This is a genomic window from Cupriavidus campinensis (assembly GCF_905397395.1).
Lineage (GTDB): Bacteria > Pseudomonadota > Gammaproteobacteria > Burkholderiales > Burkholderiaceae > Cupriavidus > Cupriavidus campinensis.
Genome location: NZ_CAJPVH010000018.1, coordinates 68,448 through 90,507 on the forward strand (window position 1 = coordinate 68,448; position 22,060 = coordinate 90,507).

Here is a 22,060-nt window from a genome sequence, read left to right on the forward strand (position 1 = left end):
GTTACTCCCTTCACCGCGCGATCAGGATGGCGCGGAAGTCATTGACATTGGTCAAGGTCGGCCCGGTGACAACCGCATCGCCGAGCGCCTCGAAGAAACCGTGGCCATCGTTGGCCGAAAGTGCATCCTGCGGGCGGATACCAAGCTGCCAGGCGCGCGCCAGCGTGTCCGGGCCGGCCAGCGCGCCGGCAATCTCCTCCTGGCCGTCCACGCCATCGGTATCGCCCGCGATGGCGTACACGCCGGGTTCGCCGCGCAGCGTCAGCGCCAGCGAGAGCAGGTATTCCACGTTCCGCCCGCCGCGCCCGTTGCCGCGCACGGTGACGGTGGTCTCGCCGCCCGAGAGCAGCACGCAGGGCGCCGTGAACGGCTGGCCGTGCCGCGCCACTTCCAGCGCCAGACCGCCCATGACCTTGCCGACATCGCGCGCCTCGCCCTCGATGGCATCGCCCAGCAGGTAGGCGCGCAGGCCGGCGCGGCGTGCCACGGCGGCGGCAGCTTCCAGCGCCAGCCGGGGCGTGGCGATCAGCGTGGTGTCGATGGGCGGCAGGCGGGCATCGCCGGGTTTGATGGACTCGGACGCGTCCGAATCGAGCACGGCCAGCACATGCGGCGGCACGTCGATGCCGTAGCGCCGGACGATGGCCAGCGCGTCGGCCCGGGTGGTCGGGTCCGGCACGGTGGGGCCGGAGGCGATGTCGATGGGGTCGTCGCCGGGCACATCGGACAGCAGCAGGTTGCAGACCCGCGCCGGATGGCAGGCCGCTGCCAGCCGCCCGCCCTTGATCGCCGACAGATGCCGGCGCACGGTGTTCATCTCGGTGATGGTCGCGCCGGACTTCAGCAGCGACTGGTTGACCGCCTGCTTGTCCGCGAGCGACATGCCAGCCAGCGGCAGGGGCAGCAGCGCGGAGCCGCCGCCCGAGACCAGGCAGATGACGAGGTCGTCCTCGGTCAGCCCGGACACCCGTTCCAGCGTGCGCTGCGCGGCGTGGAAGCCGGCGGCGTCCGGCACCGGATGGGCGGCCTCGACGATCTCGATGCGCGCGCACTCCACCGCGTAGCCGTAGCGCGTGACCACCAGCCCTTCCAGCCCCTTCGGTCCCTCCAGCGGATGGGGCCAGGCATCTTCCAGCGCGCGGGCCATGGCCGCCGACGCCTTGCCGGCCCCGATCACGATGGTCCGGCCAGGAGACGGAGGCGGCGGGGGCAGGTGGGCGGCCAGCGTGCGCGCGGGCTGGGCGGCGTGGATGGCCGCCTCGAACATCTCGCGGAGCAGTTGGCGGGCCTGGGGGGTGTCCATGGCGGGGCTCGGGGGGCTCAATTCGGGGGGATCGGCCGCCCGGCCAGTGGCAGGGCGGCGGGGGCAGAAGCGGGAGGGTTAAGCCGCCTTGGCCTGCTTGTTGGCGGCCAGGTAGTCGCAGACCGCCTTGGTCACCTGGACCGTGGTGGCCTTGCCGCCGAGGTCGCCGGTGTGGAGGGACGGGTTGGCGGTCACGGCCTCGATGGCGGCCATCACGCGCTTGGCGGCGGCGTCTTCGCCCAGGTGTTCGAGCAGCATCACCACGGACCAGAAGGTGCCCACCGGGTTGGCGAGGCCCTTGCCCATGATGTCGAAGGCGGAACCGTGGATCGGCTCGAACATCGACGGGTAGCGGCGTTCCGGGTCGATATTGCCGGTGGGCGCGATGCCGAGGCTGCCGGCCAGCGCGGCGGCGAGGTCGCTCAGGATGTCCGCGTGGAGGTTGGTGGCGACGATGGTGTCCAGCGTCTTCGGGCGGTTGACCATGCGCGCGGTGGCGGCATCGACCAGTTCCTTGTCCCAGGTCACGTCCGGGAAGTCCTTTGCGACTTCCACGGCCACCTCGTCCCACATCACCATGGCGTGGCGCTGGGCGTTGGACTTGGTGATCACGGTCAGCAGCTTGCGCGGACGAGATTGCGCCAGCTTGAAGGCGTAGCGCAGGATGCGCTCCACGCCCACGCGGGTCATCATCGACACATCGGTGGCTGCCTCGATCGGGTGGCCCTGGTGCACGCGGCCGCCCACGCCCGAATACTCGCCTTCCGAGTTCTCACGCACGATCACCCAGTTCAGGTCTTCCGGGGCGCAGCGCTTGAGCGGGCCGTCGATGCCGGGCAGGATGCGCGTCGGGCGCACATTGGCGTACTGGTCGAAGCCCTGGCAGATCTTCAGGCGCAGGCCCCACAGCGTGATGTGGTCGGGAATCTGGTTGTCGCCGGCCGAGCCGAACAGGATGGCATCCTTGCCGCGCAGCGCCTCCAGGCCGTCGGCGGGCATCATCACGCCGTGCTGGCGGTAGTAATCGCCGCCCCAGTCGAAGTTCTCGAATTCGAACTGGAAGCCGGCGCCACCGGCGGCCAGCGCTTCCATCACTTCACGGCCGGCGGGAACCACTTCCTTGCCAATGCCGTCACCGGGGATCGTGGCGATCTTGTACGTCTTCATCTTGTGTCTCCTGGTCAGAATCATCGCTGTAGTGCGTGGGACGGATTCTTGACCGTGGACGCGGTGTTGGATCGACGCTAAAGTTAAACCATCTTTAACCTGACATTAACAATGCCATGAGCGCGACGAGCGGCATCCAACCGTCCGAACTGGGCTTTTTCGCGGCGGTGGCCACGGCGGGCAGCCTGAGCGCGGCGGCGCGGGATCTGGGAATCTCGACGGCGGCGGTCAGCAAGCGGCTGGCCCAGATGGAGGCGCGCATCGGCATGCCGCTGCTGACGCGGACCACGCGCCGGATGGGGCTGACGCCCGAGGGGGAGGTGTTCCTGGAGCATGCGCGGCGCATCCTGGGGGAGATCGACGACCTGAGCCAGTTGCTGACCAGCGCCAAGGGGCGGCCGAGCGGCCTGCTGCGCGTGAACGCCACGCTGGGCTTCGGCCGCATGCACGTGGCGCCGGTCATCGCCGAGTACAGCCGGACCTACCCCGATGTCGATGTGCAACTCCAGCTATCGGCGGATCCGCCGCCGCTGACGGAGGATGCCTTCGATGTCTGCGTGCGGTTCGGGGAGCCGCCGGACGCGCGGATCATCGCCAAGTTCCTGGCCCCGAACCGGCGCCTGCTGTGCGCCTCGCCCAAATACCTGCGCGAGCACGGCGTGCCGGCCACGCCGGGGGATCTGGCGCGGCATAACTGCATCGGCATCCGGCAGGGCAGCGATGCCTACGGGGTGTGGCGGCTGACCTCGGGCAAGGGCGCAAAGCAGCGCACCGAGGCGATTCATGTACGTGGCAATTTGACGACCAATGACGGCGAAATCGCCGTGCAGTGGGCGCTGGAGGGCCATGGCATCGTGATGCGCGCCGAATGGGATATCGAGCGCTACCTGCGCAGCGGGCGGCTGGTGCAGGTGTTGCCGCACTACGCCACCCCCGAGGCGAACATCTATGCCGTCTACCAGCAACGGCACCAGTTGTCGTCGCGCATCCGACTGTTCGTGGAGTTCCTGGGCTCGAAGTTCAGCGAGTTTGGAACCTGATCAGGCTTGCTTGACTACTCGATCGATGCCCGCAGGCTGCTCAAGCGGTCCAGCGCCAGGCGCAGTTCGGCGGTGAGTTGGGCGACCAGCGCGCCGGCGGGCAGGGCCCGGGCGAGCGGCACGGCCTGGCCGGCCCATTGCGCGGCGAACTCGCTGACGCCCTTGGCCTTGGCGGCGGCGTGGAGCGCCTTGCCAGCGTCATAGGTGACGGGGTAGTCGGGAATCGCGGGGGCGCCCGGCGCCACGCCGAGGGCGGTGAAGCGGCTGGTGAAGCCCCGCGCGGCGCGGCCGGAAATCGCCCGGGTCAGCGTGGTGGATCGCGGTTCGGCGGCGGTCAGGGCGGCGCGGTAGGCGGCGTCTGCCGATGACTCGTCGCACGCCACGAAGGCGGTGCCCAGTTGCGCGGCCTGCGCGCCCAGCGCCAGCGCGGCGGCAATGCCGGCGCCGTCCATGATGCCGCCGGCCGCGATCACTGGCAGGCCGGTGCGCGCCACCAGCACGCGCACCAGTGCCAGCGTGCCCAGCCCTTCGTCGTCGCCCTCCGGATCGAACACGCCACGGTGCCCGCCGGCCTCGATGCCCTGCGCGATGATGCCGTCGATGCCCGCCGCTTCGATCTGGCGTGCCTCCCGCAGCGAGGTGGCGCTGGCCAGCAGGACGATGCCGGCGGCCCGCAGCGCGTCGATCTTCTCCTGCGCCGGCAGCCCGAAATGGAAGCTGACGACCGCCGGCTTTTCTTCCAGCAGCATCTGATACATCGCCTCGTCGGCCACGAAGCTCTTGTAGATCTCGCGCAGGCCGGCAGGCGGCGTGGCGCCGAACTCGGCGAACTGCGGCGTCAGGTATTGCAGCCAGGCGGCCTCCCGCGCCGCATCGGCCTGGGCCGGGGCGTGGCAGAACAGGTTGATATGGAACGGCTTGGCGGTCAGCGCGCGGGTCTCGCGGATGGCCTTGCGGGCCCCTTCGGCGTCCATCGCCCCGACCCCGAGGGAGCCCAGGCCGCCGGCTTCGGACACGGCGGCGGCCATGGCCGGCGTGCTGACACCAGCCATCGGCGCCTGGATGATCGGCGTGGCGAGGTTGAGAAGGGAAACCAGGTTGCGGGCGGCGGAGTTCATGGCTGGGCTTCAGGTTAGGTGGACGATGACGGGGACTGGCCTTGCTGCGTTTCCCGCAATTCCCGCAGGAACGCCGTGCAGGCCGAGGTGGCGAAGCCGGCGCGCTTCACCAGGAAAGTGTGGACGGTGCGGACCGGCACGGTCTGGAGATGGGCCATTTCGCGGTGCACCGCCAGCAACGAGCGCGGCACGATGCCCACCGCCGAGCCCGCCGCCACATAGGCCAGGATGGCGTGATAGGACGGCAGGTCGATCACCGAGAGGCGGCGGCGCATGTCGTCGCCAGCCTGCTCCAGCCAGTCTTCGGCGCATTGGCGGTAGGTGCAGCCGCGCGCGAAGGCAGCCAGCTGGTGCAGCGTGACGTCCTGCGGCCGGCGCACCGGCGGGTGGGTGGCGGGCAGCACCAGCACCAGTTCCTCGGTTTGCAGGTAGGTGCCGTCGAGGCCGTCGCCCATGTCCTTCAGGTCGATGTCGTCCGGCGCGCCCTTACCCGGATGCGCCACCACGGCGCAGTCGAGCCGATGGCCAAGTACTGCATCGACCAGCGCCTGCGAGGTGCCCGTGGTCAGCTTCAGTTCCACATCCGGCCAGCGGGCGTGGAAGCTGCCCAGCGGGCGGGGCAGCAGCGTGGCCGCCGAGCTTTCCATCGAACCAAGCCGCAGCGGGCCGCTTGGCGCATCGCTGCGCATCGACTGCCGCGCCTCGTCGGCCAGCGCCAGCAGGCGGTCGGCATAGTCGAGCAGGCGGAGTCCTTCCGGGGTGAGCAACATCTTCTTGCTGTCGCGCTGGAACAGGCTGACGCCGAGGCTCTCTTCGAGCTGCTTCACGCGGGTGGTCACATTCGACTGCACCCGGTCTAGCCGCTTGGCGGCGCGTGTGATGCTTTGCTCACGCGCCACCGCCCGGAAGATCTCCAGTTCTGCCAGTTCCACGATTTACGTTCTTCAAACAAGAATGAAAACGAATGAAGTATCGTGAATGAAGAACGTCAAGTCAAGGGAATGACTTGGGGTAACCAGCCCCTTAGTGGCCAGCGCTCTGGCCACCATCGACGTGCAGGATCTCGCCCGTCACAAACGGGGCGGTCTCCAGGAACAGCACGGCGTTGGCGATATCGGCCATTTCGCCCATATGGCCCACGGGGTGGAGGGCGCCGAGTGCGTCATGGGTTTCCGGCGCATGCATCGGGGACTTGATGATGCCGGGCGACACGGCGTTCACGCGGATGCCGGTCTTGGCGTACTCGATGGCCAGGGACTTGGTGGCGGCGTTGATGCCACCCTTGGTCAGCGAAGCCAGCACCGACGGCACGCCGGCGATGGCGTGATCGACCAGGCTGGTGGTGATGCTGACCACGTGGCCGCTGCGCTGCTTTTCCATCTCGGCGATGGCCAGCTGGGTGATGTGGAAGAAGCCGGACAGGTTCACGTTGGTCACGGCGGCGTAGTCCTGCGCGGTGTACTGCGTGAACGGCTTGGCCACGAAGATGCCGGCGTTGTTGACCAGCGAGTCGATGCGGCCGAAGGCTTCCAGCGCCTTGGCCACCACGCGGCGGGCGGTGTCGGGGTCGCCGATGTCGCCGGGGACGATGGCGATATCGGGATCGTCGGTCGGCTTGATATTGCGCGCCGTGGCCACCACGCGGTAGCCGCGCTCACGGTAGGCCTTGACCAATTCGGCGCCGATGCCTTGGGATGCGCCAGTCACGATGACAACTTTTTGCGAGGACATTTCAGATTCTCCTGGTAGGGGTTAGGCGTGTTTGCCTTGGGCTCAAATCTAGTAGAGCCGGCCCCAACGAAGAAGGCATCGCCCACATCAACAGTTTTGCGCGGCGGGAACAAGTCAGGAGGACGGGGGGGTGGACGGCAAAAAAAACGCGCGCCGGCGGGGAGCCGGACGCGCGCTTAGGGAGGGAACTGCAGTGATTCTTAGCGCTGTTAGCGCTTGTCCACGTCCAGCACAGCCTGGGCGAAGGCCACCGGCGCTTCCTGCGGCAGGTTGTGGCCGATGCCGCCGGTCAGGTCGCGGTGCTCGTAGCGGCCCGTGAACTTGCTGGCATAGGCGCTGGGCTTGGGATGGGGGGCGCCGTTGGCGTCGCCTTCCATGGTGATGGTCGGGATGCTGATGGTCGGCGCCGTGGCCAGGCGCTTCTCGAGATCGTCGAACTTCGGCTCGCCCTTGACCAGGTCCTGCCGCCAGCGGTAGTTGTGGATGGTGATGGCCACGTGGTCGGGGTTGTTGAAGGCGGTGGCGCTGCGGTTGAAGGTGGCGTCGTCGAAATCCCACTTCGGCGAGGCCAGCTTCCAGATCAGCTTGGCGAAGTCGTGCGTGTACTTCTGGTAGCCGGCGGCGCCACGGTCCGTGGCGAAGTAGAACTGGTACCACCATTGCAGCTCGGCTTCGGGCGGCAGCGGCACCTTGCCCGCCGCCTGGCTACCGATCAGGTAGCCGCTCACGGAGACCAGGCCCCGGCAACGGTCCGGCCACAGCGCGGCCATGATGTCGGCGGTGCGCGCGCCCCAGTCGAAGCCGGCGACCACGGCGTTCTGGATCTTGAGGGCGTCCATCAGCGCAATCATGTCGGCGGCAATCGCCGACGGCTGGCCGTTGCGCATGGTGTCCGGCGAGAGGAAGGTGGTCGTGCCATTGCCGCGCAGGTAGGGCATGATCACCCGGTAGCCGCGCGAAGCCAGCAGCGGGGCCACATCGACAAAGGCGTAGATGTCGTACGGCCAGCCGTGCAGCAGCAGGGCTACGGGGCCATTGGCCGGGCCGGCTTCGGCGTAGCCGACGTTGAGCACGCCGGCCTGGATCTGCTTGAGCGGGGCGAAGCTGGTATGGCTGCCCGGCTTGGAGGCCGGCAGCGCGGCCGCCTTGGTGATGGCGGACTGCGCCTGAGCGGCTTGCGATAGCGTCAGTTGCGCGGCGGCCAGCGTTGCGGCGGCGGCGCCCAGGAAACCGCGACGGGGCAAATCGATTTTTTCCGACATATTGTTCCTCTCTCCTCGGGTCAGTGATGAAACTGACACGAAGTCTATGAGGCCATGGCAAGTGCCATGTGTCGGAATGCACGGTTTTTGTATCGCTGTGTATATGGCGACGCCTGACTGACACGCGGATGCAGAAACCGGGGCTCCCCTAGAGCCGTCGATGGGCGAAATGCCCGCGCCGGGCCCCGGCCATCAGGGTGGCGAACTGCTCGGTGCTCATGTGCACCACGGCCTCGCGGTCCCCGGCCTCGAAGTAGACGTCGGGATGGGTCATCAGGCTGTCATCGAGCCAGGTCTGCGTGCCGTAGACCATGCCTACCGGGGGCAGCGCGCCGGGGTCGCAGTCCCGGAACACCTCGTGCACGCCTTCCGCGCGCGCCCGGGCCAGCTGGCGGCCGGTCTGCTCGCAGATTTCCGAGAGTTTCAGGTGATGGGTGGCGGGGATCACGACGGCGAGGTAGCCCCGGCTGTCCTCCAGCAGCACCGTGCGGGCCAGCCGGTCGCCGGGAATCGATAGCGGCCTGGCGGGCGCCGTGCCATCGGGGCTGCCGTGCCGGTGCACGGTCTCGTACCGGCTCTGTGTCTTGCTCAGGCACCTTGCCAGGGCGGTGGACATGGTCATGAGGGCAACCTCCGAGCGTGGATCGCTACAGTTGTCTGGAGTACGGGAACTATAGGACAAGCGTTGGACGGCACTTGGTTGGGGCTAACCCGAGCATGGCGGGGTGGGCGGGGGTGACCCATAGCATGCCGCTATCGCAGCGATTGCAATCGTCACATTTGGTTGGCGGCGGGTCTCAACTATATTTTGTGTGCGGCAGGCTTGCCGAGGCAGGCCCACGTGGAAGCGTAGACGCGGAAAGACTAGAACTAGCGTTGGGTACCCCCCAAAGGAGATCGCATGTCTTACGAAAAGTGTCCCTTCAACCATGCCGCCGGAGGCGGCACCACCAACAAGGACTGGTGGCCCCAGCAGTTGCGGCTGGATCTGCTCAGCCAGCACTCGGACAAGTCCAATCCACTGGACAAGAGCTTCAACTATGCCGAGGCGTTCAAGAGCCTCGATCTCGCCGCGGTCAAGCAAGACCTGACGGCACTCATGACCGACTCGCAGGACTGGTGGCCCGCGGACTTCGGCCACTACGGCGGGTTGTTCATCCGCATGGCCTGGCACAGCGCCGGCACCTACCGCATCGGCGATGGCCGGGGGGGCGGCGGGCGTGGCCAGCAACGGTTCGCCCCGCTCAACAGCTGGCCGGACAACGTGAGCCTGGACAAGGCGCGCCGGCTGCTCTGGCCGATCAAGCAGAAATACGGGCAGAAGATTTCCTGGGCGGACCTGATGATCCTGGCGGGCAACGTGGCCCTGGAAAGCATGGGATTCAAGACCTTCGGCTTCGCCGGGGGCCGCGAAGATACCTGGGAACCGGACCAGGACGTGTATTGGGGGAATGAAAAGACCTGGCTGGGCGGCGATGTCCGCTACGGCAAGGGCGCGGCAGGCAAGGATGACGATGGCGGCGTGCTGGTGGCTGACGTGCAGAAGCACGGCCAGGAAGTCAGCCGGACCGACCCCGGCCGCTACCTGGAGAATCCGCTTGGCGCGGTGCAGATGGGCCTGATCTATGTCAATCCGGAAGGGCCGGACGGCAATCCGGACCCGATCGCCGCCGCGTACGACATCCGCGACACCTTTGGCCGGATGGCCATGGATGACGAGGAAACCGTGGCGCTGATCGCCGGCGGCCACAGCTTCGGCAAGACCCACGGCGCCGCGCACCCCGAGAACGTGGGCGACGAACCGGAGTCTGCCGAACTGGAACTGCAGGGTTTGGGCTGGCGCAACAAGTTCGGCACTGGTTGCGGCCCGGACACCATCACCAGCGGCCTGGAAGTCACCTGGTCGAATACGCCGACGAAGTGGGGGAACAGTTTCTTCGAGAACCTGTTCAACTTCGAGTACGAACTGACCAAGAGCCCGGCCGGCGCCAACCAGTGGATCGCCAAGGATGCGCCGGAGACGGTGCCGCACGCCTACGATCCGGCCAGGAAGCTCAAGCCGACGATGCTGACCACGGATCTGTCGCTGCGCTTCGATCCCATCTACGAGAAGATCTCGCGGCGTTTCAAGGACGACCCGCAGGCGTTTGCCGATGCCTTCGCCCGTGCGTGGTTCAAGCTGACCCATCGGGACATGGGCCCGCGCGCGCGCTATCTCGGCCCGGAAGTTCCGGCCGAGGAACTGCTCTGGCAGGACCCGATCCCGCCGGTGGACCATCCGCTGGTCAATGACCAGGATGTGGCGGGGCTCAAGCAGAAGATCCTGGCTTCGGGGCTGTCGGTCTCGGAACTGGTGTCCACGGCCTGGGCGTCGGCGTCTACCTTCCGCGGCTCGGACAAGCGCGGCGGCGCCAACGGGGCGCGTATCCGCCTGGCGCCGCAGAAGGACTGGCCGGCCAACAACCCGGATCAGCTCGGCAAGGTGCTGAAGACGCTGGAAGGCATCCAGGGCGAGTTCAACGGTGCGCAGTCGGGCGGCAAGAAGATCTCGATGGCGGACCTGATCGTGCTGGCGGGCAGCGCCGGCATCGAGAAGGCGGCGGAGGCGGGCGGCCAGAAACTGACCGTGCCGTTCACGCCGGGCCGCATGGATGCGTCGCAGGACAAGACCGACGTCGAGTCGGTGGGCGCCCTGGAGCCGAAGGCCGATGGCTTCCGCAACTACCTCGACGCGAAGGTGCAGGCGCCGGCGGAAGCCATGCTGATCGACAAGGCGCAGCTGCTGACCCTGACCGCCCCGGAAATGACGGCGCTGATCGGCGGGCTGCGCGTGTTGAAGGTGCAGAGCGGCAAGGATGCCCACGGCGTGTTGACCGATCGCCCGGAAACGCTGACCAACGACTTCTTCCGCAACCTGCTGGATATGGGCGTGCAGTGGAAGCCGGTGTCACGCAATGTGTTCGAGGGCAGCGACAAGTCCGGCAAGGTCCGCTGGACCGGCACGCGCGTGGATCTGGTGTTCGGCTCGCACTCGCAGCTGCGGGCGCTGGCCGAGGTCTACGCCAGCGAGGACGGCAAGGAGAAGTTCGCCAAGGACTTCGTGGCGGCGTGGGTCAAGGTGATGAACCTGGACCGGTTCGACCTGAAGAAGTAAGGCAGTCAGGCGGGAAGGGCGCCGGACGAGAGTCTGGCGCCCCGGCATGGCGTGGCCGCTGTGCCATACTCGCGCGTCCATCCGACAGGTACTCGAACAAGTACGAAAATCTATGGATAACGCGCCCGGTCCGCCGCTGCTGGACCATGACGACCTGCGCCATAGCCGCGCGCGCGGCAGAGGCCAGTTTCACGCACTGCTTCACCGGCTGGACGCGGGTTTGCGCCAGTAGGCTGGCGCAGCCCTGCCTGGGCCTTGCCGCTCCGTCGATGGGAATTGGCGGCAGGGGCTTCCTTTGGAATGACGCCGGCAATCCTCCTTCGGAGGGATGTGTCGTAAAAGACATAAATCGGACATGCGGCGTTAGAATCCCTGCCGCCGCGCATTCCAGCATAGGAATGCCGGGGGTCCAAGAAGTCGAAAAATCAAAGCAATTTTTGGGGAAATCCATGAAGAGGATGGGAAATCTGGCGGCCTGCGTCATGCTGGCCGGGGTTCTGGCCGCCTGTGGTGGCGGTGACGATGGCGGCAGCACGCTGAACGTGAGCGCCACCGGCAGCGCCACACAGGGCACCAGCGTCGGCGCTGGGGGAAGTACGACGCTGAGCGTGCAATCGAGCGACTTTATCCGTCTGCAAACCAGCCAGCCGGTGCGCTGGCAGGCGGTGATCACGAGCGACAAGACGACGGTCACCAACCAGGTGCTGACCGAGACCCAGTGGTCCGGCAATCTGGTCAGCCCTACGGGCGATTCCATCAACCTGACGGCGACGCAGGTCAGCGATCCGTCCAAGGTGTTCACGCTGAAGATCGCCGTGGCGCCGCAGCGCTACAACGCCGGGCCGTACACGGTGGGCCAGGTGGCGACGTTCGCGGAGACGCAAGTCCGCTTTAATGGCACCTCGACCGTCGAGAACCTCGCCTACACCGTGGCGGCCGTGAACAACGGGCTGGCGACCATTACCAGCGCCAACGCGGACACAAGCGCCCCGGACACCAGCTACGTGCAGGACCTGGATCGCAACCGCCTGTCGCGCACGTACACCAACGGCAATGTGTGCACGTATTCGCCCAAGCGCGCGCTCTACGACATGCCGCTGTATGTGGGCAAGAGCTGGACCGGGTCGTGGAACTACGCCTGCCAGATGGGTTACACCGAAAAGGGCGCGGTGGTCGGCAATGTGCAGGCGTATGAAAGCGTCACGACGCCTGCCGGCACGTTCAACGCGCTGCGCATCGCCTTCACGGTGACGTACACCAACTCGAACGATATCCAGCTGCCCAATGGCAACACCGGCAACGCCACCTACAAGGAGACCATCCTGGGCTGGTGGGCGCCGGAGCTGGGCCGCATCGTCAAGTGGCAGTCGAACTATTCGTACGCGGCCGGCTTCTCGAATCCGACGTACATGACGACGTACACGCAGGTGCTGACGAACCTCCGTTGATCGTCCGTTGATCGTCCGTTGATCGTCCGTTGATCGTCCGCTGAAGACGCACGCGTAGCAGGGCTCCCCGCGACGGGGAGCCTGATCACCGCCCGGTGATTCTCAGGTAGCCTATGCGGGGCAAACCTGCCCGCCTCAGATCCCACATCCCACGCCAATGCCAACTGCCGTCCGCAACTCGCTTGTCTGGATTTTCGATGCCTTCGAGCGGGACCCCAGCTACATCCGCAAACGGATGTTCGGCAGCGATGCCGCCTATCTCGACGGGAACCTGTGCCTGATCGCAGCGGACCGCGACGACCCATGGAACGGGCTGCTGGTGTGCACCTCGCAGGAACACCACGCCGCCCTGATCGCGGACATGCCGGCGTTGCGGCCGCACCCGGTACTCGGCAAATGGCTCTATGTGCCCCAGGCCGATCCGGCGTTCGAGGAGACCGCCGACTGGCTGGTGGCACGCGTGCTGGAGCGGGATGCGCGCGTGGGCGTGGAGCCAAAGCCATCCCGGCGGCGGAAGGGATCTGCGCTGCCGAAGGGCGCTTAGGGGAGGCGGTTAGGGGAGTCTCACGATACCGAGCGGATCGTGCCGCCGTCGACCCGGATCGTGGCGCCGCTGACGTAGTCGGCATAACGGCTGCACAGATAGGCGACTGCTGCGGCGATCTCTTGTCAGGTGGTAGAGATGGCAGGGCTGACCGAAGCGGAACCGGAGGACCTGGCCAGGCAGCTGGAAGCGATTTTCTGTTTGCTGGCCGGCGTCACGCTGCCGGCATAGCATCTCGATGCAATTGCAAATAATTCGGTCTATCCCGACAAGATGATGTGTCGATAATCGTCAAGCTGTGTACGTCTATCAGCAACGACTGTAAGGATGCACATGCAGGCCACGCTTAACGGCACCGAGCTCTTTTTTGATGTGGATGGCGAGGGGTTTCGCCCGGAGCAGGGCGCACTGGTGGAAAAGCCGGTGCTGGTGGTAATCCACGGCGGCCTTGGCTTCGACCATGGCTACCTGAAGCCGGGATTGTCCGCGCTGCGCGATCAAGCGCAACTGATCTATGTCGATCTCCGTGGGCAAGGGCGTTCGGGGCGCCCGCCGCTGGAGACCTGCACGCTCGAACAGATGGCCGATGATGTCGCGGCGTTGTGCGCGTATCTCGGCGTGGGGCGGGTGCACGTGTTTGGCCATTCGGCCGGCGGCTTCGTCGCCATGCATTTGGCGCTGCGCCATCCGGCGCTGGTACGGGGGCTGGTGCTTTGCGGCAGTTCGCCAACCGTGCAGCCGATCATGGACGACAGCGAAGAACCAGCGCCAACGCTGGCCTCGCGCGCCGGGCCCGAAACCATGGCGGTGGCGGCCCGCGTGTTTTCCGGCGACATTACCGCCGAAAGCGTCGAGGCATTCTTTCGCGAGGTGGGCCCCTATTATGCGGCGCCAGCGCACATGGACGTGCCCCCGGCGCTCACCGCGCTCAGCATCGCTTCGGTCGACATGATGCGGCATTTCATGACGGTCATTGCGCCGTCCTACGACTTGCGGCCTCTGCTGGGCGGGGTGGCCGCCCGAACCCTTGTGCTGGTCGGCAAGTACGACTGGGTGTGTCCGCCCCGCGCCAGCCGCGCCATTGCGCGCGGCATCCCGGGCGCGGTGCTGGTGGAGTTCGATGAGGCGGGCCACTTTCCGTTCTCCGAGACGCCGGGGGCGTTCATCGACGTGATGGCGAATTACTTCGCGGGCAAAAACGCCAGCCGCGCTGGTCTGCTTTTTTCCGCCTTGAATGGCAGGGAGGGATCGTGACTGAACTATGGCGACTGTCGGCAACTGAACTGGCCTCGCGCATCCGGCGCCGCGAGGTGTCTGCCCGCGAGGCAGCAACGTCTGCGCTCGAGCGTCTGGACGCCGTTAACCCGCTGATCAACGCAGTGGTCGCACATCGCCCGGAGTTGGTCCTGGCGCAGGCGGATGCCGTTGATGCGGCGCTGGCACGCGGTGAGGACCCGGGACCGTTGGCGGGCGTACCCGTCACCACAAAGATCAATACCGATCACGCGGGCTTCGCGACGACAAATGGCACACGTCTGCAGGAGGGACTGGTTGCGCAGCACAATAGTCCGGCCGTCGACAACCTTGCCCGCGCGGGCGCCGTCCTGCTTGGCCGCAGCAACTCGCCCACGTTTGCGCTGCGCTGGTTTACCGACAACCGGGTCCATGGTCATACACGCAATCCGCGTAATCCTGCACTCACGCCGGGAGGATCGAGCGGTGGCGGGGCGGCGGCGGTGACCGCGGGGATCGGGTGTATCGCCCTGGGCACCGATATCGGCGGCTCTATCCGCTACCCGGCGTACGCATGCGGCATCCACGGGCTGCGGCCGTCGTTCGGCAGGGTGCCGGCTTTCAATGCCTCCTTGCCGGAGCGTCCGATCGGCGCCCAGTTGATGTCCGCAACAGGGCCCATGGCACGTACGGTGGAGGATCTTGAGGTTGCGCTGACGGCCATGTCCGCGCCCGATGTGCGCGATCCCTGGTGGGTGCCTGTGCCGCTGCGGGGTCCCGAAACGGCGTTGCGGGCGGCGCTCTGTCTACGGCCCGGTGGCATGGAGATCGCCCCGGAAGTGGAAGCTGCGCTGCTTGATGCGGCGCGGCGGCTGGTGGACGCGGGTTGGGCCGTCGAGGAGATCGACGACACGTCGCTGATCCGTGATGCGGCCGAAGTTCAGGAGCGACTGTGGCTCGGCGACGGATTCCCGGCGCTGGTCGACGCGGTTACCCGGGATGGCGACCCCGGCGCGCGGGCCGTGGTCGAGGGCGTGCGTGCCAAGGTGAGTGCGATGCCGGCTGACGTTGTCAACAGCGCCTTGGTGCGCCGCACCACGCTGACGCGTCATTGGCGCGCATTCCTTGCCAGATACCCGGTGCTGCTGCTGCCCGTCTCGGGCGAGCTACCGTTCCCGGACGGACTCGACATGCAGGGCAAGGCGGGCTTCCAGCGGGTCTGGGAAGCGCAGCTGACCATGCGGGCGCTGCCAGCAATGGGGCTGCCGGGACTCGTCGTTTCCACGAACCTGGTCGGCTCGGTGCCTGTCGGCGTACAGATCGTCGCCAGCCATTTCCGGGAGGACTTGTGCCTGCTGGCAGGGAAGGCGATCGAAGCGCGCGGCACGCCGGCTTCTCCGGTCGATCCGTGCTCATCGCCCCGCGCTTAGGCGCGCTTCACGACACGATGCCGCGCGGTTTCCATCGTGTCGAAATAGGCATCCACGGGCATCCTGCCCTTGCATTCGGGGGGCACTCGACTCCCGTGCTCCTCGGTCGCACTATCTCTAATACGTAGACAATACGCCTTATGGATACCGGTGGTATCCGCATACCCATGGTATTTTTGCGGCAAGTTTCGCTCGAATCCTTGCCATGTGCTTCTTTATTAACACGAGGCGACTCATCGTCGCCCTGTGCTGCATCACCGTTGGGGGATGCGCGGTCGGCCCTGACTTTGCGCCGCCAGTGGTTTCGCCTCCCATCCATGTTCAGCGCGGTGCCCCGGACCAACCCGCCGTGTCGGCGGACGAGTTTTCCCCAGACTGGTGGACGTTTTTCGGCGATCCGGTCCTGAGTCGTCTGGAGCGTGAGGCGGCTGCGCAGAATTTGAGCCTGAAAGCCGCGGCGGCGAGGGTGGAACAGAGCCGGGCGCAAGTCGGCATTGCCGGATCTGTCGCGCTGCCCCAGGCGGCGGCAGGCGTGTCGGGGTTGCGTGAAATGGCGAGCGCAAACGGGATCCTGCGATTGACAGGCGAGCCCGAGCCGAAGCCCGAAGCCGCGAGCGGTACGGATCCCTTCGGGACTGCCTCGCTCGAACAAGGCAGCGGACCGGCTCCGTATAACTTGTGGCAGTACGGGCTTACGGCGAGCTGGGAAATCGACCTTTGGGGGCGCGCGCGGCGAACGAAGGAAGCCGCTCTGGCTTCGTTGCAGGCCAACCAATATGCGGTCGAAGGGATGAAAGTGTCGCTCGCGGCAGAGGTGGCGCGCACGTATCTGGATCTCCGCGAGGCGCAGCAGCAACTCGCGGTTGCGATAGAGAACCGCACGCTCGCGCAGCACACATTGCGACTGGCCAAAAGCCGCGAGTCCAATGGCGTGGGAACCCGGTTCGACGCGGCGAGCGCGGGCGCCCAGTTGGCCGCCGTAGCGTCGTCGCTCCCGCCGCTACGTACAAAGGCACGCACGTTGATGAATGCGCTCGCGCTCCTGCTAGCTCGGGAGCCGGGCAGTCTGGAAAGGGAATTGGGAGCGCCGCTCGCCATCCCCGCACCGCCGGCGGTTCTGCCGGTCGGCCGGCCGGGCGACCTTGCGCACCGCCGCCCGGATATTCTCGAGGCCGAAGCGCGACTGCACGCAGCTACCGCAAAGATTGGCGTTGCAAAGGCGAGCTTCTATCCGTCGATCAGCCTGACCGGCAGCTTCGGCATGCAAGCGCTCGACTTCAGCAATATTGCGGACTGGGGGTCACGCCAGTTCGTACTCGGACCGGTGCTGAACCTTCCGATATTCCAGGGCGGACGACTAAAGGGGCAATTGGCGCTGACGGAGGCCCAACAACAGGAAAGCGCTATCGCGTTTCAGGCGACCGTACTCAAGGCCTGGCACGAAGTGGATGATGCACTGGATTGGATCGGCAGCAGTCACGCGCAGCAGCAATCGCTCCAGACTGCCGTGAGCGAAAGCCAGACTGCCTATCGTACGGCGCAGCGCCGCTATGAACAGGGCGCCTCGGATTATCTTACCGTCCTCGTTTCCCAGCGTGATGTGTTGAAAAATCAGCAGGACCTGATCGCGGCAAGGCGCAGCGCAGCGGTTGCTGTCGTGGGGCTGTACAAGGCACTAGGCGGTGGCTGGGATCTTCAGGCCGAGGCCGGCGTGACTTCTGTGGAAAGGCCGCCTGCGGGGGTAACGGCACATGACTGACGTCAGCTGGCGTGAAGTCCACGACGACGCGGTGAGATGCTGGATCCTCGATCTCGACGGCGCGGTGTTCAGTGTGCACCATCGTCGACTGTGTGTGTGGCAAGACGAGTTCAACCTGCTGTGGTGCTGGGAGATAGAAACCTATGACGGGCTGGGCTGCGCAGCGCGCGGCACGGCCTCCAGCCGGGAATCGGCGATGCGGGAAGGGGAACTCGCGGCCCGCAGGCAGGGCGGATCGTGACGGCGCGAAATCTCTCTCAACCAATGATTCTGAACCCGGCGTTTCCCATGGCTTCTTCGCATCCATCCCCCGTGGCCTCTCCGCCTGTTGCGCATCCATTCGGCCCGCGTCTGTTCGTGGGAATGCTTGGTGTTCTTGTCGCAGCCATCATGTCGGGGCTTAACGGGCGCGTCGCTGCCGTTGCGCTCCTGGACGTGCGCGCCCCACTTGGGGCGGGGTCTGACGATGGTTCCTGGATCACGGTGATCTACGCCGCGTGCGAGCTGGCCGCGATGCCGATCTCCGGATGGCTGTCGGTGACGTTCTCATTCCGTCGTTACCACATTGCAGTAGTCGCGGTCTTTTCGCTGCTGGCGCTGCTGCTTCCGTTCATTCATTCGTTGCCCCTGCTGGTATTCCTGCGCGGCGCACAAGGGTTCTTTGGAGGCCTTCTCATACCGGTTCTCATGGCCGGCGCGCTGCGCTTCTTTCCGTTGCCACTGCGCCTGTACGGTCTGGCGCTGTACGCACTGACTGCAACGTTCTCGCCGAACCTTGCTGTCTGGCTGGCCGCAATCTGGACAGATCAATTGTCGATCGTCTCCATGTTGTATCTCCAGGTGTTACCCCTCGCCGCTTTTTCCATGCTTGCGGTGGCCTGGGGAATCCCTCAGGATCCAGTGCGTCTCGAGCGTTGGCGCGAAGTGAACGTGATAGGGCTGCTTACCGGACCAGCCGGACTTGCGCTGGTCGCCATCGCACTGGGGCAAGGGGAGCGACTCGATTGGCTCGACAGCGGACTGATACGTTCCCTACTGAGTGCGGGCATCCCGATGTTGACGGTGTTTGTCTGTAGCGAATGGTTTCACCCAACTCCATTCATGCGCTTCCAGCTTCTCTACAGACGAAATCTCGGATTAGGGTTCACCATTTTCTTCGTCATGCTGATCGTGATGCTGTCGGGCTCCCTGTTGCCCATGGACTATCTGCTGGAACGATGGCATTTTAGGCCGGAAAACCTGTACGTCATTGGTGCGATCCTCGGGCTTCCTCAGCTTGTGCTCGGCCCCATGGTGTCGATGTTGCTCTATAAGCAGTGGGTCGATGCGAGGTGCGTCTTCGCGTTGGGGCTGGCCTGCATCGCAATTTCCTGCCTGCTTGGCTGGCGCGTAACTGCAGACTGGAATGCGGCGGATTTCGTTGCCGTCCAGGTGCTACAGGCACTCGGGCAACCGATGGCGGTAGTTTCCGTGTTGTTCCTTTCGACAAGCGTCGTTCAACCTATGGAAGGGCCGTTTGTCTCCGGCATTGTGAATACGCTGCGCGCGCTGGGAACCCTCGGCGGATCGGCGCTCGTTGGACACCTGCTGGCAGTGCGGGCGCACTTCCATGGCAACGTGTTGCTCGACCGGGCGATGACTGGTACCGCCGACGCAAGGCATCGAATAGCGGGAGGCGAGGGCGCAATCGAACATGGACTGGCGGAACTTGCCGAATTCGTGAATCAACAGGCGACAGTGCTGGGAATCGCGGATTGTTATCTTATCCTCGGCGCGCTTGCCTTGCTCCTGATCCCGTTGGTGTTGAACCTGCAATACATGCAGCCCCCACTACTGACCCCAAAGACCAACCGAAACTAGTCGTCATGTCTCTTCCTCTTTCTCTTAAAGTCGGCAGCGCGGCTGTTGTGGCGGTCGCCATCGCTGCCGCCGGCTACCATCTGTACGCCGACGAAGGCGCCGCCACGCGTCAGATTACCGATGATGCGTATGTCGCCGCCGACTCCACGCTGGTTTCGCCACGCGTTGCGGGCGTTGTGCAGACCATTCTGGTCGAGGACAACCAGTCAGTTCGTGCAGGAGACCTGTTGGCGACCATCGACGATCGCGAGTATCGGGTAGCGCTTCATGCAGCCAACGCGCGCCTGGACGCCGCAACCGCCGCCCAAAGCGTACTGGATGCCCAAATCCGGCAGCATGAAAAGGTGGTCGAGCAGGCCAAGGCAACGGTCGATGCGGACCAGGCTTCGCTCAAGCTCGCACAAGCCAATGCAAGGCGCTACGAAAACCTTGCCGCGGATGGATCGGGGACCATACAGGAACGCCAGACTGCGACGGCGCAACTGCAAATACAGGGAGCGTCAGTCGTCCGTGATGAGGCAGCGCTCGGCGCGGCCAGGCGCGAGCACACTGTCCTTACGGCACGCCGCGAGCAGGCAGCGGCGGAGACTGCCGCTGCCAAGTCCGCGGTGGAAGCTGCGGAGCTACAGCTGTCCTATACCCGCATCATCGCGCCGATCGACGGCACAGTCGGACAACGCGACGTTCGCATCGGGCAGTACGTCAACATAGCCAGGCCCCTGCTTGCACTGGTTCCCCTTCAGTCTGCCTATATCGAGGCGCATTTCCGGGAGACGCAGTTGACGCGAATCAAGGCCGGCCAAAAGGTGGACATCAAGGTGGACACGCTGCCCGGCGTGCGCTTGACGGGGCATGTCGACAGCGTGGCGCCAGCCACCGGCCTCAGCTTCTCTCCCATCGCGCCCAGTAACGCAACGGGAAACTTTACGAAGGTCGTGCAGAGGCTGACGGTGAAGATCAAGCTCGATGCCGGTCAACGTGACGCTGGCCGCCTGAAGGTTGGAATGTCCGTGGTCCCGACGGTCAATGTGGATAATGGTGGACCTGAACACATCTGAACGTAACGGGGGGGCAGAAGGGCATGGCAGCACGAATGTCGAGGGAAGAAAGCAAGGCGCTCACGCGTGAGAAGCTCATCGCTTCGGCACGGAATGTGTTCGCGCGACTGGGCATGGCCGGCGCGTCGATCGACCGTATCGCTGAGGAAGCCGGCTTCAGCAAAGGAGCGTTCTACTCGAACTTCGAAAGCAAGGAAGAGATCTTCTTCGAGCTCCTGGAGGAGGTTGCCAAGGAAGATTCCCGCGCACTCGCGCAGGCGCTTGAGTCCGTCTCCGACCCGGAATCGGCGATCAAGGCGATTTGCGACTGGGCGCGCGCGAAGACCAGGGACCCGAATGTACCGTTACTGTTGTTGGAGCTGGCACGGAAAGCCCGGTCTGACGAAGCGGTAGGAAAGCGTCACCGCCAACTTTTTCATGAGCAGTGGATTGCCGTGGGAAAATTGGCCATGAGGATCCTGCCAGAGGGTAGCGAGCGCATCACACCGTTAATGCTCGGTGGCCTGATTCTGGAACTGACCTACAGCAACGCGACGCTGCTGCATGATTCGCCGACCTCGAGTGACCTGATTGCCGCCGCGCTTCACGGATTGCGGGATGGTGCCCTTTGGCACGCCACGCAGACAGACTCGCAAGACGAATAGCGGGAAGCGGAAGCACGCGGCAGAAGGGCGTATCAAGCCGTACGTATTGCGCGCTGCCGTGCTTCATCAGGTTTGGACGCACGCGCGCTGGTGCACGTCCTTGCTCAAGAAAGCAAATACCCCGGGTGGCGGCACGGACAACCACAGCAGCGATTTCGCGCATTCTTGCTTGTTCGTCGCCCCGTGAAGGAAAAGCAAAGCTACTGCGCGATGCAAACAGGCGCATACTCAAGGTGGCTAGCGGTGTCATTGCTTTCGGCCGCCGAACGCCCGATGTGTTGCGTTACAAGGAGTTCTCCATGGCGCTAAATTTCCCCAACCCCAGCCGCAGCTATGATGCTGCGCGGCATTGTGTGTGTTTCTGGGGCTATGACAACGCTCGTGAAGTAGCGTTTCAGGTCTCCGACGATGTCCTCATACGCCTTGACAGCAAGGTCTCTTGCTCGGAAGCGATTGTGTTGCTTGACACGTTTGACCGCCATCGAGACAAAATATTGCTTCTCGCAAAGGACGTGTACACGGCAGGACCGTGCAATTCGTACAAGATCAGTTAGCGCAAGCGGTCGCGTGTTTGCTGGAGCGGCAGCGAACCGAAGCTCGCTCGGTGCGACGAGAGCTAGACGGTTTGCGCACACATCCATTCATTTGAAGCTCCGGGTCAGCTCGCGATGGTGGCCAGTTGCGACGCTAGCTCCCGCTCGCCGCGGCTGGCACCGCTGACCGTACGGGAGCGACAGCTCCGTCGACAGTTCAGATCTGAGATTGTCTCTCCGTGGCCTGGCAATCCTTTTCCAGCATGGTGAGTACGTCGTAAAACACTTCATGCCAATCCGGGTGGGCAGGGTCGCCAACGTGTTGGTCATGGCCGTCTGCAACCTTCGCGTGCAAGCCGTGACGGGTGAGCGTCATCAAGACGGGCACCTCGGCGCTGTGCACAACGGAATCCCCTGCGCCGAAGGTGATCACGAATTTGAAGCCGTAGCTTTTCGGTCCGGGGTCTCCAGTGGGCTTGATCGATATAACCTCGAGAGGCGCTTGCAAATATGCAGCGAGCTTCTCGCCTGTGGTCCGGGCGACCGCTTGCAGTAAGGCCCTGTGATCCTTCTCTTGCGTCGATGCCTGGAAGAATCGATCGCGTAACGCTTCATATTGGGACATCGCTCTCCTCCTTGCGGTGGGCCAACCAGATGGGCTTCGGCCGACTGCGGCATGAACCTACTGTAGAACGCCATGCGAGGAACATTCGTACAATTCGACTCCGGTTGCGGCTTTTTGAGCAGAAGCTGGTCGAATTTCGCCTCAGGATCGG

21 protein-coding genes are annotated in these 22,060 nt (G+C 65.0%); 12 read left to right on the forward strand and 9 right to left on the reverse strand.

The annotated features are described in order from the left end of the window. Nucleotides 1-10: 10 nt before the first annotated feature. Nucleotides 11-1,303: a glycerate kinase type-2 family protein gene (locus KHO18_RS12935; RefSeq protein WP_244844765.1), complete on the reverse strand. Its 1,293-nt coding sequence runs from the start codon at nt 1,301-1,303 to the stop codon at nt 11-13. Between the two features lie 78 nt (nt 1,304-1,381). Then, complete coding sequence (locus tag KHO18_RS12940) at nt 1,382-2,470, reverse strand: tartrate dehydrogenase (protein ID WP_211943321.1); 1,089 nt, start codon at nt 2,468-2,470, stop codon at nt 1,382-1,384. 116 nt (nt 2,471-2,586) lie between these two features. Here KHO18_RS12940 and KHO18_RS12945 point away from each other — a divergent pair, with 116 nt between their 5' ends. Continuing rightward, nucleotides 2,587-3,510: a LysR family transcriptional regulator gene (locus tag KHO18_RS12945; RefSeq protein WP_144195318.1), complete on the forward strand. Its 924-nt coding sequence runs from the start codon at nt 2,587-2,589 to the stop codon at nt 3,508-3,510. A gap of 14 nt (nt 3,511-3,524) precedes the next feature. On the opposite strand, the gene KHO18_RS12950 is transcribed toward KHO18_RS12945, so the two are convergent. The 5 genes from KHO18_RS12950 to KHO18_RS12970 all read right to left on the reverse strand — a co-directional run bounded on the left by KHO18_RS12950 (nt 3,525) and on the right by KHO18_RS12970 (nt 8,243). After that, a complete protein-coding gene (locus tag KHO18_RS12950) occupies nt 3,525-4,628 on the reverse strand; it encodes an NAD(P)H-dependent flavin oxidoreductase (RefSeq protein ID WP_144195316.1) in 1,104 nt (367 codons plus the stop codon). A gap of 14 nt (nt 4,629-4,642) precedes the next feature. Then, nucleotides 4,643-5,560: a LysR substrate-binding domain-containing protein gene (locus KHO18_RS12955; RefSeq protein WP_144195314.1), complete on the reverse strand. Its 918-nt coding sequence runs from the start codon at nt 5,558-5,560 to the stop codon at nt 4,643-4,645. Nucleotides 5,561-5,651: 91 nt separating this feature from the next. Continuing rightward, nucleotides 5,652-6,359 (reverse strand): SDR family NAD(P)-dependent oxidoreductase, encoded by a 708-nt coding sequence (locus tag KHO18_RS12960; protein ID WP_144195313.1) that lies wholly within the window; start codon nt 6,357-6,359, stop codon nt 5,652-5,654. A 209-nt stretch (nt 6,360-6,568) separates the two neighbouring features. Further along, nucleotides 6,569-7,621, reverse strand: coding sequence for an alpha/beta fold hydrolase (locus KHO18_RS12965; protein ID WP_144195312.1), 1,053 nt, complete (start codon nt 7,619-7,621; stop codon nt 6,569-6,571). A 148-nt stretch (nt 7,622-7,769) separates the two neighbouring features. After that, nucleotides 7,770-8,243 carry an aminoacyl-tRNA deacylase gene (locus tag KHO18_RS12970; RefSeq protein ID WP_211943322.1) on the reverse strand — a complete coding sequence of 158 codons (474 nt, stop codon included), beginning with the start codon at nt 8,241-8,243 and terminating at the stop codon, nt 7,770-7,772. A 279-nt stretch (nt 8,244-8,522) separates the two neighbouring features. On the opposite strand from KHO18_RS12970, the gene katG reads away from it, so the two are divergent. The 3 genes from katG to KHO18_RS12985 all read left to right on the forward strand — a co-directional run bounded on the left by katG (nt 8,523) and on the right by KHO18_RS12985 (nt 12,767). Next, nucleotides 8,523-10,775: a catalase/peroxidase HPI gene (gene katG, locus KHO18_RS12975; protein ID WP_144195310.1), complete on the forward strand. Its 2,253-nt coding sequence runs from the start codon at nt 8,523-8,525 to the stop codon at nt 10,773-10,775. 449 nt (nt 10,776-11,224) lie between these two features. After that, the gene (locus tag KHO18_RS12980) at nt 11,225-12,223 is read left to right on the forward strand and encodes a hypothetical protein (RefSeq protein ID WP_144195309.1); all 999 of its coding nucleotides are present in this window, start codon (nt 11,225-11,227) and stop codon (nt 12,221-12,223) included. A gap of 157 nt (nt 12,224-12,380) precedes the next feature. Next, the gene (locus tag KHO18_RS12985) at nt 12,381-12,767 is read left to right on the forward strand and encodes a hypothetical protein (RefSeq protein WP_144195308.1); all 387 of its coding nucleotides are present in this window, start codon (nt 12,381-12,383) and stop codon (nt 12,765-12,767) included. A 20-nt stretch (nt 12,768-12,787) separates the two neighbouring features. Here KHO18_RS12985 and KHO18_RS28680 read toward each other — a convergent pair whose 3' ends face one another. Then, nucleotides 12,788-12,886 (reverse strand): hypothetical protein, encoded by a 99-nt coding sequence (locus tag KHO18_RS28680; protein WP_322791030.1) that lies wholly within the window; start codon nt 12,884-12,886, stop codon nt 12,788-12,790. Between the two features lie 214 nt (nt 12,887-13,100). Between KHO18_RS28680 and KHO18_RS12990 the strand changes: the two genes are divergently transcribed. From KHO18_RS12990 to KHO18_RS13025, 8 genes are all read left to right on the forward strand, one after another. After that, nucleotides 13,101-14,021: an alpha/beta fold hydrolase gene (locus tag KHO18_RS12990; protein WP_186296736.1), complete on the forward strand. Its 921-nt coding sequence runs from the start codon at nt 13,101-13,103 to the stop codon at nt 14,019-14,021. Continuing rightward, nucleotides 14,018-15,430: an amidase family protein gene (locus KHO18_RS12995; protein ID WP_144195305.1), complete on the forward strand. Its 1,413-nt coding sequence runs from the start codon at nt 14,018-14,020 to the stop codon at nt 15,428-15,430. Before KHO18_RS12990 ends, KHO18_RS12995 begins: the two co-directional genes overlap by 4 nt. 205 nt (nt 15,431-15,635) lie before the next feature. Beyond that, entirely contained in the window at nt 15,636-17,189 is a 1,554-nt protein-coding gene (locus KHO18_RS13000; protein WP_211943323.1) for an efflux transporter outer membrane subunit, read from the forward strand. Further along, nucleotides 17,182-17,430 (forward strand): hypothetical protein, encoded by a 249-nt coding sequence (locus tag KHO18_RS13005; RefSeq protein ID WP_144195301.1) that lies wholly within the window; start codon nt 17,182-17,184, stop codon nt 17,428-17,430. Before KHO18_RS13000 ends, KHO18_RS13005 begins: the two co-directional genes overlap by 8 nt. A gap of 47 nt (nt 17,431-17,477) precedes the next feature. Continuing rightward, nucleotides 17,478-19,049, forward strand: a complete 1,572-nt coding sequence (locus tag KHO18_RS13010; RefSeq protein WP_211943324.1) for an MFS transporter — start codon at nt 17,478-17,480, stop codon at nt 19,047-19,049. A 5-nt stretch (nt 19,050-19,054) separates the two neighbouring features. Then, a complete protein-coding gene (locus KHO18_RS13015; protein ID WP_211943325.1) occupies nt 19,055-20,107 on the forward strand; it encodes an HlyD family secretion protein in 1,053 nt (350 codons plus the stop codon). A gap of 23 nt (nt 20,108-20,130) precedes the next feature. Beyond that, a complete protein-coding gene (locus KHO18_RS13020; protein ID WP_211943326.1) occupies nt 20,131-20,751 on the forward strand; it encodes a TetR/AcrR family transcriptional regulator in 621 nt (206 codons plus the stop codon). A gap of 299 nt (nt 20,752-21,050) precedes the next feature. Continuing rightward, on the forward strand, nt 21,051-21,305 hold the full coding sequence (locus tag KHO18_RS13025; RefSeq protein ID WP_144196230.1) for a DUF1488 family protein: 255 nt from the start codon (nt 21,051-21,053) through the stop codon (nt 21,303-21,305). A gap of 196 nt (nt 21,306-21,501) precedes the next feature. On the opposite strand, the gene KHO18_RS13030 is transcribed toward KHO18_RS13025, so the two are convergent. Further along, nucleotides 21,502-21,909, reverse strand: coding sequence for a hypothetical protein (locus KHO18_RS13030; RefSeq protein ID WP_144195293.1), 408 nt, complete (start codon nt 21,907-21,909; stop codon nt 21,502-21,504). Nucleotides 21,910-22,060: the final 151 nt, after the last annotated feature.

Excerpts from the sequence above, each read along its gene's own strand:
- KHO18_RS12935 (WP_244844765.1), bottom strand. The coding sequence starts at position 1,303 with ATGGACACCCCCCAGGCCCGCCAACTGCTCCGCGAGATGTTCGAGGCG.
- KHO18_RS12940 (WP_211943321.1), bottom strand. The coding sequence starts at position 2,470 with ATGAAGACGTACAAGATCGCCACGATCCCCGGTGACGGCATTGGCAAG.
- KHO18_RS12945 (WP_144195318.1), top strand. The coding sequence starts at position 2,587 with ATGAGCGCGACGAGCGGCATCCAACCGTCCGAACTGGGCTTTTTCGCG.
- KHO18_RS12950 (WP_144195316.1), bottom strand. The coding sequence starts at position 4,628 with ATGAACTCCGCCGCCCGCAACCTGGTTTCCCTTCTCAACCTCGCCACG.
- KHO18_RS12960 (WP_144195313.1), bottom strand. The coding sequence starts at position 6,359 with ATGTCCTCGCAAAAAGTTGTCATCGTGACTGGCGCATCCCAAGGCATC.
- KHO18_RS12965 (WP_144195312.1), bottom strand. The coding sequence starts at position 7,621 with ATGTCGGAAAAAATCGATTTGCCCCGTCGCGGTTTCCTGGGCGCCGCC.
- KHO18_RS12970 (WP_211943322.1), bottom strand. The coding sequence starts at position 8,243 with ATGACCATGTCCACCGCCCTGGCAAGGTGCCTGAGCAAGACACAGAGC.
- katG (WP_144195310.1), top strand. The coding sequence starts at position 8,523 with ATGTCTTACGAAAAGTGTCCCTTCAACCATGCCGCCGGAGGCGGCACC.
- KHO18_RS12980 (WP_144195309.1), top strand. The coding sequence starts at position 11,225 with ATGAAGAGGATGGGAAATCTGGCGGCCTGCGTCATGCTGGCCGGGGTT.
- KHO18_RS12985 (WP_144195308.1), top strand. The coding sequence starts at position 12,381 with ATGCCAACTGCCGTCCGCAACTCGCTTGTCTGGATTTTCGATGCCTTC.
- KHO18_RS12990 (WP_186296736.1), top strand. The coding sequence starts at position 13,101 with ATGCAGGCCACGCTTAACGGCACCGAGCTCTTTTTTGATGTGGATGGC.
- KHO18_RS13000 (WP_211943323.1), top strand. The coding sequence starts at position 15,636 with ATGTGCTTCTTTATTAACACGAGGCGACTCATCGTCGCCCTGTGCTGC.
- KHO18_RS13005 (WP_144195301.1), top strand. The coding sequence starts at position 17,182 with ATGACTGACGTCAGCTGGCGTGAAGTCCACGACGACGCGGTGAGATGC.
- KHO18_RS13010 (WP_211943324.1), top strand. The coding sequence starts at position 17,478 with ATGGCTTCTTCGCATCCATCCCCCGTGGCCTCTCCGCCTGTTGCGCAT.
- KHO18_RS13015 (WP_211943325.1), top strand. The coding sequence starts at position 19,055 with ATGTCTCTTCCTCTTTCTCTTAAAGTCGGCAGCGCGGCTGTTGTGGCG.
- KHO18_RS13020 (WP_211943326.1), top strand. The coding sequence starts at position 20,131 with ATGGCAGCACGAATGTCGAGGGAAGAAAGCAAGGCGCTCACGCGTGAG.
- KHO18_RS13025 (WP_144196230.1), top strand. The coding sequence starts at position 21,051 with ATGGCGCTAAATTTCCCCAACCCCAGCCGCAGCTATGATGCTGCGCGG.
- KHO18_RS13030 (WP_144195293.1), bottom strand. The coding sequence starts at position 21,909 with ATGTCCCAATATGAAGCGTTACGCGATCGATTCTTCCAGGCATCGACG.